Genomic DNA, 14,920 nt, shown 5'->3' on the forward strand with positions numbered 1-14,920 from the left:
AGATGAAAAAGATATTATTTACGCTTTTTATAATCTATGGTTTTGGCTTAAATGCTCAAAGAACGGATTATGACTGGAAAAAAATGGATCCAAAACAAAGAAAAGAAGTAATAAATAATCTTTCTCCGGAAGAAAGAAAAGAACTTTTAACGAAGTTCAGAAATAATATGGTGATGGATAATCTGAATATTGATCCGGGAGATAAGGCTGAATTTACAGCTGTTTATAACGAATATCTGGAAAGCCAGAAACAGATCAAAAGCCAGTTTGATCCCAACTTCAACCCGGAAACATTATCCGATGAAGAGGCTAAACTAAAATTGCAGCAGAGCTTTGAAGTTGGACAAAAATTACTGGATAACAGGAAAAAATATGCCGACAAAATGCAGCAGGTGATTCCCTGCCAAAAAGTTTTGAAGCTTTTCCAGTCTGAAGGAATGATGAGAGATAAAATGAATGAAAGAAAACCTCATGGGAAAACTTCAAAAAACAGACAAAACCCATAATAGTTTATTTTTTTAATGTTGGACGACTCTCGCAATTCTATTGCGGGAGTCGTTTAATTTTAGGGTTCATCATAAGTTTTCTATTTTTGTGCAAAAATAAATTATGAGAAAAATTATATTGTTCTTCCTATTTTCGGTTTCATTATATGCCCAGAAAATAGAAACGGAGACGATTAACTTATCCAAATCGATTAAAGACAGTAAAAAATCCATCAGAACTTTTACAGTGATTGATCAAAGGCCAAATAAAGAAATTGGAAATGTAATGTATCATAAAAACCAGGTAAATATTGCTTTCGAAAATGATGCAGCTACAGATATAAAAGAGTGGTTTTATGAAGATAATAAAGTAAGAGGAAAAGAAGATCTAGTTTTATTATTGGAAAATATAGAAATCTCGGAAGATAAAAAAGAAAAATATTCAATAGGCAAACTTGCTTTTAAAGCAAGCACATTCATTAAAAAAGAAGACGGATATCATTTTTTATACAGAATGGATACTGTTGCTACAGTTTCATCAAGAACGACCCCATATCTCGCACAAAGTTTAGCTAAAAAAATAACGATTGGATTAATGGATTTATTAAAAAGCTCCTATAAGTCAGATTCATGGAGTTATGCTATTCCGGAAAATGAACTTACCAATTACGCCTCTCTGATTAAAAATAATCTGGAATTATATAAAGGGAGTGGATTGAAAGAAGGTGCTTATAAAAATTTCTACAGATTTTTTACTCAGTCTCCGGAATCAGGATATAACCTTATTACCAATGAGAAAGGGTATGTTACCAAAGCCGTTAAAGGAGAGGAAAAAATTCCATTGAGACAAATGTATGCCTATATATTCAATGGGGAAGCATATAAGATAACTCCAGTTGGACCTATAAAAATTGAAAAGGATGAAGAAGGGTATTTTATTTTTGCTTCACGGGCAGAATTATTTCCTGAATATATGGGAAGTGGTGCGATGATAGGATCAATGGCAGGAGGATTAGTGGGAGGATTAGTGGGAGCTGTTATAGATGCAAGTATTAAAAAGAACAGAAAAGCAAATAACCCGGATTTACCCAAGGTGTATTTAAATCCTTTTACCGGAAATTATATTTTCCCTGAAGAAGAGTATAAAATTAAATAATACGAATACAATCAGGAGAGACGATATTGTCCCTCCTTTTTTTTATCTTTGCAAATTACAAGGTTCTTAAATGAAAAACATACGAAATTTTTGCATAATCGCCCATATCGACCACGGTAAAAGTACTTTGGCGGATCGTCTTTTGGAGTATACCAATACGGTGACTCAGAGAGAGTTACAATCTCAGACGCTCGATGATATGGATTTGGAGAAGGAACGCGGGATTACGATTAAGTCTCATGCAATCCAGATGGATTATGAATATAAAGGAGAGAAATATATCTTAAACCTTATTGATACACCGGGACACGTAGATTTTTCTTACGAAGTTTCCCGTTCCATTGCGGCTTGTGAAGGTGCACTTCTTATTGTAGATGCCGCTCAAAGTATTCAGGCACAAACAATTAGTAATCTTTACTTAGCATTGGAAAATGATTTGACAATCATTCCGATTTTGAATAAAATTGACTTGCCTTCTGCCAATCCGGAGGAAGTAACGGATGAGATCATGAATCTGATCGGTTGCGAATATGACGATGTATTAAGAGTTTCCGGAAAAACAGGGGAAGGTGTTCACCATTTGTTAGAGCAAATTGTTGAAAGAATCCCTGCACCGGTTGGAGATCCTGATGCACCACTTCAGGCATTGATTTTCGATTCCGTGTATAATCCTTTCAGAGGAATTGAAGCTTATTTCAAAGTGGTAAACGGAAGCATCAGTAAAAATGAAAAAGTTAAATTCTTTGCAACCGGAAAAGAATATGGTGCAGATGAGGTGGGTACTTTGAAGTTAAAGCAGGTTCCCAAGAAAACCATTCAGTGTGGAGATGTAGGATATTTGATTTCAGGAATTAAAGATGCAAGAGAAGTAAAAGTAGGAGATACCATCACTTCTTTTGAAAATCCTGCTTCCGGACCAATTGAAGGATTTGAAGAGGTAAAGCCAATGGTTTTCGCAGGTATTTATCCAATTGACTCTGAGGATTTTGAAGAATTAAGATTCTCGCTTGAAAAATTAAGATTGAATGATGCTTCTTTGGTTTTCGAACCTGAAAGTTCTGCCGCTCTTGGTTTCGGTTTCCGTTGCGGATTCCTGGGAATGCTTCACATGGAAATTGTTCAGGAACGTTTGGATAGGGAGTTCAATATGAACGTTATCACAACCGTACCGAACGTATCTTATTTCGGGTATTCTAAAAAGGAACCGGAAGTTCCAATCCTCATCAACAACCCGTCTGAAATGATGGATCCGTCAATAATGGACAGAGTAGAAGAACCTTTCATCAAAGCTTCTATCATCACAAAATCTGATTTTGTTGGGTCTGTAATGACACTTTGTATCGAAAAAAGAGGTGAAATTGTTAACCAGAGTTATTTAACTTCAGAAAGAGTAGAGCTGATTTTCAATATGCCGTTAGCTGAAGTTGTTTTCGACTTTTATGACAGGTTAAAATCAATTTCCAAAGGATATGCTTCTTTTGATTATCACCCGATCGGTTTCAGAGCTTCTAAGCTTGTGAAAATGGATATTTTGATCAATGGAGATATGGTAGATGCACTTTCTTCATTAATTCACGACAGTAATGCATATCACATTGGTAAGAAAATGTGTGAAAAGCTTCGTGAGCTGATTCCAAGACAACAGTTTGATATTGCGGTTCAGGCAGCTTTAGGAACGAAGGTCATTGCAAGGGAAACCATTAAAGCATTAAGAAAAGACGTTACTGCAAAATGTTACGGAGGGGATATTTCCAGAAAACGTAAACTATTGGAAAAACAGAAAGAAGGTAAGAAGAAGATGAAGCAAATTGGTAGGGTGGAAGTTCCGCAATCCGCATTTATGGCAGTGTTAAAACTAAACGATTAATATAAAAAAGACCGATGAATTTCATCGGTCTTTTTGTTTTCAAAATGTTCTCTCTTTTTCAGTCAGATTTCCCTGAATAACGAGAGCTCCCAATCCGAGGACTATTTCAGCGATACCCAGAATTGTTACAAGGTTGGGTCCGCATACAATGCATTCCGGCTCAGGAAACGGGGGCTTCCCTGCGATAATAATGATCACACCGCCAATGATAATAATGACTACTATAAAGGCTCTCAATAATGCTTTCATAATGTTAGTTTTTATTATTTTAACCCTTATACCTTACAGAAAGATACAAAGTCATGGTACGAACTTAAATTTCCATCCCCAGTCGTCAATAATGCAGTTGCAGAAATAGAAACGGTATAGGCACAGGGTAATAAATCTGCGACAGTATCCGTAGGAGGTGTAAATACCAATTGCGTAGAGCCAAATGTTTCAGGAGCAGGCATAAGTACAATGGGATCAAATCCGAAGCTTTGTCCAGGTTTGTGTGGTCCTACAATTGATAAACTTACACTGCCAAGATTTTCATTTCTTGCCCCATATTTTACATGCAGATCAGTGGTTATTTTGCTGCATCCGCTGCTTCCTGAGATAATTTCCTGGAGATCTACAGACAATGCAATTCTCTGATCATTGACGGTAGTGTGAGCCCAGCTTCCATATTTGTTGACATTGTGATATAAAACATTGAAAATGGCGATAGGCTTAGAAGTTCCGGCCACCACTTCTGTTGCAGCATTTCCTGCTTCTCTTTGTCTCATGCGTACTGCAAAATATCTGTTTGAGGTATGTGGTCTTGTACCGGAAACTGTTGAATTTCCTATACCGGAGGTAGGCATGCTCATATCAATGGAAGTAACTCCGGTAAGCTTTTCCGTATTAAGTTTTAATATTTCAGCATCTACATGTGGCGCAAAATTAGAATCCTGCGGCACCTGAATCCAGTTTCCATTGAAGGTAACCGTTTTTTCAGTTCCTGTTCCATTGATATGATACGGTTCATAGGCAATAGGGTTTGAAGGATCTCCCGTAAACGTCCATAAATACCCGATAACGGTCTTATCTATCATGTTGGGGACTACAGGGCTCCATCCGGCAGGATTTAAAGCATCTGACGGGTTTTCGACCTCCTGATATTCGAAAAGATATTCCATGGGTTGCGCATTGATCTTTTTGCTTATTGTTCCTACCAGGTTGACAGATGAGAAAAATGCATATCCACCCAGTGTTTTTCCTGTTGCCAGATTAATTCCCGCCTGAATCGGAATATGCTGTGTAAGTCCAAAATGGGTAAAAGAAGGAGGTATTGAAGGATCTACGGGAATAAGTTCCTTAGAACAAAGTTTCACACACAAACAATATCCTACATTATTACGGCGGTCTGCTTTTGTTTCCAGGGCAAAACGTTGTCCACCATATTCTAAATGAAAATAGACATCAGGTCCACTAGCAAACGGAGGAAGGACATCTGTCTCAATATTAATGATAGGAGAGAGGAAGGTCTTTTTGAAATCGGCAGAAGAATAATAGATTTTAAAATGACCATTACTGTCGGTAACATCAGTTCCCAGTTCATCATCTGTAATGAAATCTGCATCCATGGCGATTACAGTAACTCCGGAAAGAGGTTTTCCTGTTTTGCAATCTGTTAATCTTCCGCAGATAGTCCATACATCAAAATATCTTCCTTTGATCAGGCACCACCATTTTTCGGGAATGATGTAAGAGAAATTAGCCATATACACCTGTTCCTTGATTATTTTCCATTGAGGAACAAAGGTGGTGATGTGAAACTGTCTTGCTTTTCCTTTTTTTGGAGGGAATGGAGGGCGGGGTACAGTTCCGCAGTAAAAATCGAATTCCAATGCTGAACGGGAATATTTTTCATCAATTTCTATAGAAAAATTTCCGTTGATATCCGTTTCTGCTTCTGCAATCAGTCTGTCCTGTTTGGCTTTGATCTCTTCTTCCGAAACTTCTCTGAATGTATCTTTAATTTCAGCCGCTGAAACGGCTGCAATATTGATATCAGATGTAGGAAGGTAAATACGCACTCTTACCTGGCTCAGGTATTCTGAACACTCTCTGCACAGAAAGGCAGCAAGATTTCCTTTGATAATATAATTCATGGTTTTGGTTTTAGATTGTTGCCTACTCTTTAAGGTTTTCGGCTTCATCCTTTTATCTATCCCAAAGTTGAATATAACGATCAAGGAATCAGTAAGTAAAATCCCGATTTCTTTTCAGTGATTTCACCCTGTTCAATAAAAAACCGCTTCGGGCGAAGCGGCTTTTGTTATTTTTTGCGGGTAAATACGATCTCCATCGTTTTCATCTCTTTCCCCGTTTTGGAACCCGGTCCGAACATTTCCAGTTTTTGCGTATTGTCATCAACGAATGTATAGATTTCCCTGATGTCACAATTTTTTCCTGGTCGGGCAGGATCTGACATTGTTCCCTTAAATTCTATGGATTTGTTGGCGGCATTCCATTCTCCTTCCATATCCATAATGCCTGTTCCCATATTGTCGATCCAGGTGCTTACGAATTTTTTCTTGGCATTATCATAGCCGGTAATGCTCATTCCTTCAAAAGGCATTCCCATAAAATCTCCTTTATGCTCACTCATTTGGTAGCGACCACCGTAAATCATTTTGTTGGTGGCTTGAGAAGTACTTTTCATCGGCTGCCCGCCTTCTTCCATCCACATGGTATTTTCACCGGTCCAACTACCATCGGATTTTGCTAACATTTTGTGCATATCTCCGGGAGTGGCAAAATCCATCCACGCTTTGGTGGCTGTGGCCGAATCTACAGGTTTCCAATCTGAATTGGCAGTCGCAGAATCAGTTTGGTCAGTAGTTTTTGTGGTATCGGTTTTTCCTTTTTCACAGGCAATCAGTAAAAAAACGGTACCGAAAGCCAATAGTAAATTTTTCATAATCGTTTAGTTTTAAGTTGTTTATAAATATAATGATTTTTATTTTAATTGAAAATTCCTTTCAAATGGGTTTCAATTGAATTGGAAACCGTAATTTTGTGTATTCATAACGCAAATTAATTATGCAAAATATAAAAGTTGCGGTAGACGCTGTTATTTTCGGGTACTTTTATAAAAAAGACCTACAGATTCTTTTAATCAAAAGGAAGATAGATCCTTTTAAAGGAGGATGGGCTCTTCCCGGAGGTTTGGTAATGGATGATGAGAATGTAGATGATGCGGTAAAAAGAGAATTGTATGAGGAAGCGGGAATAAGACCGGATTTTCTGGAACAGCTGTACACTTTCGGGAATGTAGGAAGGGATCCAAGAAACAGAGTGGTTTCTGTAGCTTATTTAGGGCTTGTCAACCCGTCTTATCATGAATTGCTTGCAGATTCCGATGCCGAGGAAGCTCAATGGTTTAGTGTGAATAAATTACCAAAATTAGCATTCGACCACAAAAGCATTATAGATACCGCATTAAAAAGATTGCGTACAAAAATTCAATATCAGCCGATAGGCTTTAATCTCCTTAATGAGGAATTCCCTTTTTCAGACCTTGAAAACCTTTATAAAACGATTGTCGGACAAGAAATTGACCGCAGAAATTTCCGCAAAAAGATCATGAGTTACGGACTTCTTAATGAAACCAATAATCTAAAAAAAGAAGGAAGCGGAAGGCCGGGAAAACTTTTTACTTTCAATCAGGAAAAATATAAAGAGCTTGAAGAGCAGGGATTTTATTTTGAGATAAAATAATCTTTTAAAAAAAATACTGCTGAAAATCAATTGTTTAAATTAATTAGTGTTAAATAAACGCAAATTAATTTGGAGAGTAGAATACTATTCATTTAAATTTGTGTAAAAATAACGCAATTTAGTTTGTGAATAGATTTTGAATAAAATTTTCGTACAATTTTCAATTAGCGTTAAAATAACACAAATAATAATTTAAAAACGTAAAGCTATGTTTGGTTTCAGACACATCAAATTTGATTCAATGACCTACGTTCTTCATTTTAAAAATGGAGAAATCGTAAGAGAAGGAAGAGGTTTATCATTCTTTTATTTTGCTCCAAACAGCTCCATTATTGCCATTCCGATGGGAAGTAATGATCTGCCGTTTATTTTCAATGAAAATACGTTCGATTATCAGACGGTAAAAATTCAGGGGCAGATAAGCTATAAAATTACAGACCCGAAAGCTCTGTCTAATACACTGGACTTTACGGTGAACGAAGAAGGTGTTTACAAGAAAAACGATATTGAAAAACTCAATCAGAGAATCATCAATCTCGCTCAGACTTCCACATCATCATTTATTCATGACCAGAATTTGAAAGAAGCCATCCGTTCTGCAAAGAACATTGAAGAAAATATTCTGAAAGGATTAATGGTTTCCGAAGCAATTCAGACGATGGGAATAGAAATTTTAGGAGTGAATATCCTGGCGGTGCAAACGACTCCTGAAATGGCAAGAGCATTAGAAACAGAAACAAGGGAAAAATTACAGCAGCAGGCAGATGAAGCAGTATATGAAAGAAGGAATTTTGCTGTAGAACAGGAAAGAAAAATCAAAGAATCTGAGCTCAATACCGAAATTGCAGTAGAAGAAAAGCAAAAACAGATTGATGAAAAAAGAATGGAATCAGAAGTTCAGAAAGAGGAAAATAACAGAATCCTTAGAGAAATGAAGATTTCCGCAGATATTGCTGTTGAAAACCAAAGAAAAGAATTGATTGACCAGAAAACGGAAAACGACAGAAAAGAAGCAGAAACAAAAGGGTACGCTCTTGAAGCTGCATTGAAGCCGTATAAAGAATTGGATTGGAGGGTTTTAACTGCTTTAAACAGTAATCAGGATGCAAAATCAAGTATTGCTTTAGCTTTTAGAGAACTGGCGGAAAATGCAGGTAAAATAGGTACACTCAATATCAGTCCGGACCTATTGGGAACTTTGCTCACTGAAAAATAACAGAAAGACAAACCCATGAAAGTAGAATATGCCATCATCATCAAAAATAAAACAAGGCTTGAGTCTTTGGTCGAAAGATTCAATACCAAAGCCCAGGCTCAGTTTTATATTGAAAGTTCAGGAGGAAATTTCCGGGAATATATGGATGAACATGAAAAATTTTATCAGTCTTTCATGGAAGTTCAGACCAAACTTTCCAAGGTGATTAAAAATAAAGTGGTGGAAAAGGAATTTGTATCATCCTATATTTTCTCTGAAAAAAATCTGATTATCGTGATCGGGCAGGACGGACTGGTAGCCAATGTTGCCAAATATTCTAAAAACATTCCCGTCATAGCGATCAATCCGGATGAAGAAAGATATGATGGCATATTGCTTCCATTTACTACACAAAATTTTTTACATGGAGTACATGCAGTAATCAACGGAAATTTTAAAGTAAAAAAGATGAGGTTTGCAGAAGCAGTGCTGAATGACGGGCAAAAATTATTGGCAGTCAACGATCTGTTTATCGGAATCTCTTCCCATAGCTCTGCGAGATATAAAATTATGCTGAACGGAAAAGAAGAAACTCATTCTTCCAGTGGGATCATTGTTTCAACAAAAACAGGAAGTACGGGCTGGCTAAGCTCCATTTTTAATATGGCTTTTGGAATTTTAGGTTCCAAAAATCTCAAATATCCAACAATGAATGAAGAAGATTTGTATTTTGCAGTAAGAGAACCCTTTAAAAGTATCAGAACACAAACCGGAATCTGTGGCGGGAGGTTGAAAAAAGGGAATGAGCTGATCATAGAATCGTTGATGCCGAATAATGGGTTTATATTTAGTGATGGAATTGAGCAGGATTTTCTGCAATTCAACAGTGGAGCAACGGCAGAAATAAGGCTTTCTGATGAGGAAGCGGTTTTGGTAATGAATTAAAAAATGATGAAAACAAAAACACTTTACAGACCTGTGGGAGAAAAGGAAATGATTTTAATTATTGAAAGTAATTATAAAAAATTTCCACCACGATTAGAATGGCAACCTATTTTTTATCCTGTGCTGGATGAATATTATGCTTCTGAAATTGCTGAAAAGTGGAATACAAGAGATGAATTTGGAAATTATCTTGGCTTTGTAACGCAGTTTGAAGTATTGGAAGAGATCATTAATAAATACCCTTCCCAGAATGTAGGAGCAAGAAATCATAATGAATTGTGGGCGCCTTCAGAAGAATTAGAGGCTTTTAATCGGGCTATTGTAGGAAATATTATAGTTACAAAAGTTTTTATAGGTGAAAACTTTAAAAGACCCGGAAGTGATGAAGTTGAAAGTTTAATGTTGAACTTAAAAATTAAAAAATGACAAATAAAGGTATGGCAAAAGATACATTAGAAATCTTAGCCAGAAAATATTATATAAATAAGAATAATGAAAAGGTCGATTTACAGAAGGAAATAGAAACTTGTAAAAAAAGAAGAGGGAATAATGCCTTTTGAAGAAATTATTTCATCATAAATATTAAACAAATTATCATGAAGGTTTATAAATATAGATCGGTAGAAGAAAAGATTTTTAAAAGAGATTTTGATACTATTTCTGATAAATTTTTTTATTCTTCAAATTATAGCACTCTCAATGATCCTTTTGATATTTATTTTAGTGAACAAATATCACCATTGATAAAGTTTTTGAACATATTATTCCCGAATAATGATTCATCAAATTTTGAAAAACAACTTAAACTTGTTTTGGGATCTAAAGAAAAAACGGGTATCTATTGCTTGAGCAAAAACTTTCTAAATGAACAACTTTGGGCTTATTATGCAAGTGCTTATTCAGGCTATTGTATTGAGTATGATTTAGAAATCTTAGTAGATAAAAGCCAAAACTCAGACTTTGAATATATGTTGGAAATTGATTATAATGATATCATTCCGACTATAGATATTAATGATATAAAAAATCCAGAAAGTCTAATCAGGAAAATGTATGCGATAAAAAAAGCGAATTGGAAACATGAAGATGAAATAAGGTTAATATTTAATAACTACGGATTTAAAAAATTTCATCCATCAGCAATTACAGGGATATACTTCGGATATAAAACTGATAAAATTGTAAAAGAGTCTTTTTACAATCTTTTTGAAAATGAAGATGTGAAATTTTATGAAATATTTCCGTCTAATTTTAAATTGGATTATAAGCTTATATATGAGACAAAAAGAAAACTTAAGTATGATATTAGCAAGTTCGATTTTGAAATACTTAGATCAAGAACAAATCAATGGGAACATGTTTATGAGATTTTTTATAAAGGAAATTATGAAGACATAATAGAATTAAAAGAATTTATTTTAGCTTTTAGAGAGAAATATTGTATAAAGACTAGTACACTAATTCTATTTAATAATAAAAGAGTTATGGATTTAATAGAATCAAACTCTTTAACGGATGAAGAATATGTTAGATATGCAGATTCTATTATAACTGCCATTTATGGCGATGAAGTAGTAATTACTAATCCTTTTAAAGATCTAAAGTATAATGAAATATTAAATAAAAGGTGAGAAAAGTAGTCATATTAAGCGGTGCCGGAATAAGCGCCGAAAGCGGAATAAAAACCTTTAGAGACAGCGATGGTCTCTGGGAGAATCATGATGTGACAGAAGTAGCAAGTCCGGAAGGATGGAGAAGAAACAGAGAACTCGTTTTGGAATTTTACAACCAAAGACGTCGACAACTCCATGAAGTACAGCCCAATGATGCCCATAAATTACTGGCAGAATTGGAAAAGTATTTCGAAGTACAGATCATTACCCAGAATATTGACGACCTTCACGAAAGAGCAGGCTCTTCCAACGTTTTGCATTTGCACGGAGAATTATTTAAATCCTGTTCCTGTAACAACAAAAGGCTGATCTACGAACAAAAAGGAGATATAAAAATTGGAGATAAAGCCGAAGATGGAGCTCAGCTCAGACCATTCATCGTATGGTTTGGAGAAGATGTTCCGATGATGACGGAAGCCATGAAAATAACCAAAGAAGCAGATATTTTCCTGGTAATAGGAACTTCATTACAGGTATATCCGGCTGCAGGATTATTGCAGGATATCAAAGACGATTGCCTATTGATTGTCATAAATCCCGATGACAGCATGAGCTACGGAAAACGAGCGGTAGTGATTAAGGAAACCGCAACGAAGGGAATGAAGCTGTTGTTTGATAAATTGGTAAACATGGCATAAGAAGAAATGTCTGATGAAATAATTAAATCATGAACGAAATAGAAAAGAAAAAAATAAGCAAGTTTCTAAGTCTTATTCTCCGGCATCAGCCGGAAACCATTAATTTGGAATTGGATGAAAATGGTTGGGCGAATGTCAATGACCTGATGAAGAAATCTGCAAAAAACAAAATATATTTTACCTCCGAAGAATTGGATGAGGTAGTTGAAACTAATAATAAAAAAAGGTTTGCATTTAATGAAGATAAAACCAAAATCAGAGCCAATCAGGGACATTCTATAGATGTTGATTTGGCCTTAAAGCCTCAACAGCCCCCAGAGTTTCTTTACCATGGAACCGCGGAAATCAATATCCCTTCCATTTTAGAAAACGGAATTGAAAAAAGAAGCAGGCGCCATGTTCACCTGAGCGGAGATAAAGAAACCGCAACCAATGTGGGAATGCGTCATGGAAAACCAGTCATTTTAACGATCAGAACGGGAGCGATGTTTAAAGATGGGATCGAATTCTATTTTTCTGACAATGGTGTTTGGCTGACAGATTTTATAGATGCAAAATATATTTCAAAATGATGAAAAGAACTTTAGTAGTAGGAGATATTCATGGAGGATTTAAAGCGCTTGAACAGGTTTTTGATCGTGCAAAAGTTACGCAATATGATCAACTGATCTTTCTTGGAGATTATGTGGACGGTTGGAGCGAATCATCAATTGTCATTCAGTTTCTAATGAAGCTTTCAGAAAATCAGGAATGCATTTTCATCAAAGGAAACCATGATGCATGGTGTGAAGATTGGCTTGCGGTTGGAAAAGGTGAGGATGTATGGCTTTTCAATGGTGGAAAGAGCACTGTTGAAAGTTATAAAGATTATCCTTTGGAGGGATTGGAGCTTCATTTGGAATTCTTCCAAAGAATGAAAAACTATCATGTAGACGAAGAAAACCGCCTTTTCATTCATGCAGGATATTCTTCTATGCACGGGCCTGAAAAAGAAGTATATTCCAGTAATTACCGTTGGGACAGGACTCTTTGGGAGACAGCTGTTGCCATGGATAAAAAGTTGGCCAAAAACTCAGAATTATATCCCAAAAGATTATTGCTGTACAATGAAATTTACATTGGACACACTCCTACGCTGCATTTAGGCATAAAGTATCCGCTAAATAAAGCCAATATCTGGAATATGGATACCGGAGCTGCTTTTACCGGATCTTTATCCATTATGGATGTTGATACTAAAGAATTCTGGCAAAGCGATCCGCTTCCAACCTTATATCCCGATGAAAGAGGAAGAAATCAATATTAAAAACGATAAAAATAGCTCCATACACAAAAGCTATCCACAATCATCTGCAAAATCAGCTCAATCTGCGAGAGAAAAATATTTTCAACAAAAAACTTTAAGTAATTTTAAAGTCTGAAATATCACATCAATGAAACTGAAAACCCTTCTACTTTTTCTATGCTCATCTCTTTTTTCCGCTCAAAACACCTTTCAGACTCCGTTTGAGAAAGGAAATGGTAATACAACCGTTACCTATGAAGAGATGAATACTTATTATCAGGATTTATCTAAAAATTTTAATACGATTCAATACCTGGAAAAAGGAAAAGATGATAACGGAAAACCTATCTATGTTGTGATCTACAATCCTTTCCCTGAAAAGAACCTTGAAAAACTCAGAAAAGATAAAGCTGTTCTTTTCATCAATAACGGAATTCACCCCGGAGAACCGGATGGAATTGATGCTACCATGATGTTAATGAGGGATTTGGCAACAAAAAAAATCAAAACCCCTCAAAACTTTATCGTTGCTGCAGTTGCTGCCTATAATGTAAGTGGCATGTTAAACAGAGGTTCCCTCTCCAGGGCCAACCAAAACGGCCCGGAACAATACGGCTTTAGAGGAAATGCCAGAAATTATGACCTTAACAGGGATTTCATCAAAGCAGATTCTAAAAATGCCAGAAGCTTCCAGGAAATCTATCATTGGCTGAAACCGGATGTATTTATAGACAATCACGTAAGCAACGGAGCAGACTATCAATATACATTTACCTATATTTCTACATGTAAAGAACGTTTGGGAAATGTTTTGGGCGACTATTTCCACAAAAATTATCAGGCAAAAAATCTGGAGGAATTAAAGAAATTAGGATATGAAAGCACTCCTTATGTGAATATTCACGGAGATGTTCCCGATGTTGGCTTTGCTGCTTTTGAAGATTCTCCGAGATACTCTACAGGTTACACTTCTTTGTTCAATTCTTTAGGGACAGTCCCGGAAACACACATGCTGAAACCCTATGACAAAAGAGTAGATGCGACGTATAAATATATGCTTGTCAACCTTCAAAACCTGGATAAGGAATACAAAAAAATAAAGAACCTCCGCCTGGAAAATTTGAAGCAATATCAGGCTGGAAAACAATATGGAATCCGTTGGAAAATAGATTCTACCAAGTTTACCACGATGGATTTTAAAGGATATGAGGGAAAATATAAACCAAGCGATATTTCCGGAAAACCAAGACTGTATTATGACAGGTCAAAACCATTTATAAAGAATATAAAACTCTTTACAACAGCTGTTCCTACAGGATATATTACCATTCCAAAATATTATGTAATCCCACAATCCCAGTACAGGGTAATAGAAGAATTACAAAGGAATAAAATTCAGATGGAAAAGTTCCAAAAGGATAGTACCATTACAGTAGAATCATATAAAATTAATGATTTTAAAACAGTAAAAAGCCCCTACGAAGGACATTATCTTCATTATGAGACAACGGTGGACAAGTCTAATAAAAAACTCACCTTTTCATCAGGAGATTATCTGGTTTCCACCAATCAGGAAGGCGTAAAATATATGATTGAAACCCTTGAGCCGGAAGCCTTGGATTCTTTCTTCAACTGGAATTTCTTTGACGGGATTTTAGCTCAGAAAGAATACTATTCAGCGTATATTTTTGAAGATACCGCTTCAGAATTATTAAAAAAAGATAAAAAACTGAAAGAAGCTTTTGAAAATAAAAAAGCAACAGATAAAAAGTTTGCCGAAGACGGACAGGCACAGCTGGACTGGATTTACAGGCAATCTCCCTATTTTGAAGAAAAAACGTTTAGGCAGTATCCCATCTACAGGCTGTTGTAAGTATTTGATTTTGAGCGAAAATACCGTGTTTTCCACCTGTTGATTTTGTGCTTTTC

Annotated in this window: 15 protein-coding genes; 12 read left to right on the forward strand and 3 right to left on the reverse strand. The window is 35.8% G+C overall.

The window, feature by feature from the left end; genetic code table 11:
* Positions 1-2 precede the first annotated feature (2 nt).
* The 3 genes from BCF58_RS14830 (at position 3) to lepA (ending at position 3,508) form a co-directional block, all read left to right on the forward strand.
* Positions 3-506 (forward strand): hypothetical protein, encoded by a 504-nt coding sequence (locus tag BCF58_RS14830; RefSeq protein WP_121462587.1) that lies wholly within the window; start codon positions 3-5, stop codon positions 504-506.
* 103 nt (positions 507-609) lie between these two features.
* Positions 610-1,641 carry a hypothetical protein gene (locus BCF58_RS14835; protein WP_121462588.1) on the forward strand — a complete coding sequence of 344 codons (1,032 nt, stop codon included), beginning with the start codon at positions 610-612 and terminating at the stop codon, positions 1,639-1,641.
* 70 nt (positions 1,642-1,711) lie between these two features.
* A complete protein-coding gene (gene lepA / locus BCF58_RS14840) occupies positions 1,712-3,508 on the forward strand; it encodes a translation elongation factor 4 (RefSeq protein ID WP_121462589.1) in 1,797 nt (598 codons plus the stop codon).
* 39 nt (positions 3,509-3,547) lie between these two features.
* Here lepA and BCF58_RS14845 read toward each other — a convergent pair whose 3' ends face one another.
* The 3 genes from BCF58_RS14845 to BCF58_RS14855 form a co-directional block, all read right to left on the reverse strand.
* Positions 3,548-3,757, reverse strand: a complete 210-nt coding sequence (locus BCF58_RS14845) for a hypothetical protein (protein ID WP_121462590.1) — start codon at positions 3,755-3,757, stop codon at positions 3,548-3,550.
* Positions 3,758-3,783: 26 nt separating this feature from the next.
* On the reverse strand, positions 3,784-5,643 hold the full coding sequence (locus tag BCF58_RS14850) for a transthyretin-like family protein (RefSeq protein WP_147462068.1): 1,860 nt from the start codon (positions 5,641-5,643) through the stop codon (positions 3,784-3,786).
* Between the two features lie 167 nt (positions 5,644-5,810).
* Complete coding sequence (locus BCF58_RS14855) at positions 5,811-6,455, reverse strand: DUF1579 domain-containing protein (protein WP_121462592.1); 645 nt, start codon at positions 6,453-6,455, stop codon at positions 5,811-5,813.
* Between the two features lie 122 nt (positions 6,456-6,577).
* Between BCF58_RS14855 and BCF58_RS14860 the strand changes: the two genes are divergently transcribed.
* The 9 genes from BCF58_RS14860 to BCF58_RS14905 all read left to right on the forward strand — a co-directional run bounded on the left by BCF58_RS14860 (position 6,578) and on the right by BCF58_RS14905 (position 14,864).
* Positions 6,578-7,255, forward strand: a complete 678-nt coding sequence (locus BCF58_RS14860; RefSeq protein WP_121462593.1) for an NUDIX hydrolase — start codon at positions 6,578-6,580, stop codon at positions 7,253-7,255.
* A gap of 241 nt (positions 7,256-7,496) precedes the next feature.
* The gene (locus BCF58_RS14865; RefSeq protein ID WP_228434814.1) at positions 7,497-8,471 is read left to right on the forward strand and encodes an SPFH domain-containing protein; all 975 of its coding nucleotides are present in this window, start codon (positions 7,497-7,499) and stop codon (positions 8,469-8,471) included.
* 15 nt (positions 8,472-8,486) lie between these two features.
* Positions 8,487-9,395: an NAD(+)/NADH kinase gene (locus BCF58_RS14870; protein ID WP_121462595.1), complete on the forward strand. Its 909-nt coding sequence runs from the start codon at positions 8,487-8,489 to the stop codon at positions 9,393-9,395.
* A gap of 3 nt (positions 9,396-9,398) precedes the next feature.
* Positions 9,399-9,821 carry an ADP-ribosylation/crystallin J1 gene (locus BCF58_RS14875; RefSeq protein ID WP_228434815.1) on the forward strand — a complete coding sequence of 141 codons (423 nt, stop codon included), beginning with the start codon at positions 9,399-9,401 and terminating at the stop codon, positions 9,819-9,821.
* Between the two features lie 170 nt (positions 9,822-9,991).
* Positions 9,992-11,026, forward strand: a complete 1,035-nt coding sequence (locus tag BCF58_RS14885; protein ID WP_121462597.1) for a DUF2971 domain-containing protein — start codon at positions 9,992-9,994, stop codon at positions 11,024-11,026.
* A complete protein-coding gene (locus BCF58_RS14890) occupies positions 11,023-11,706 on the forward strand; it encodes an SIR2 family NAD-dependent protein deacylase (RefSeq protein WP_121462598.1) in 684 nt (227 codons plus the stop codon). The genes BCF58_RS14885 and BCF58_RS14890 overlap by 4 nt, the downstream gene beginning before the upstream one ends.
* 29 nt (positions 11,707-11,735) lie before the next feature.
* Positions 11,736-12,278 carry an RNA 2'-phosphotransferase gene (locus BCF58_RS14895; protein ID WP_121462599.1) on the forward strand — a complete coding sequence of 181 codons (543 nt, stop codon included), beginning with the start codon at positions 11,736-11,738 and terminating at the stop codon, positions 12,276-12,278.
* Positions 12,278-13,012 (forward strand): metallophosphoesterase, encoded by a 735-nt coding sequence (locus tag BCF58_RS14900; RefSeq protein ID WP_121462915.1) that lies wholly within the window; start codon positions 12,278-12,280, stop codon positions 13,010-13,012. The genes BCF58_RS14895 and BCF58_RS14900 overlap by 1 nt, the downstream gene beginning before the upstream one ends.
* A gap of 127 nt (positions 13,013-13,139) precedes the next feature.
* Positions 13,140-14,864 carry a M14 family metallopeptidase gene (locus BCF58_RS14905; RefSeq protein ID WP_121462600.1) on the forward strand — a complete coding sequence of 575 codons (1,725 nt, stop codon included), beginning with the start codon at positions 13,140-13,142 and terminating at the stop codon, positions 14,862-14,864.
* Positions 14,865-14,920: the final 56 nt, after the last annotated feature.

The sequence above is a fragment of the Chryseobacterium defluvii genome (assembly GCF_003634775.1).
Lineage (GTDB): Bacteria > Bacteroidota > Bacteroidia > Flavobacteriales > Weeksellaceae > Chryseobacterium > Chryseobacterium defluvii.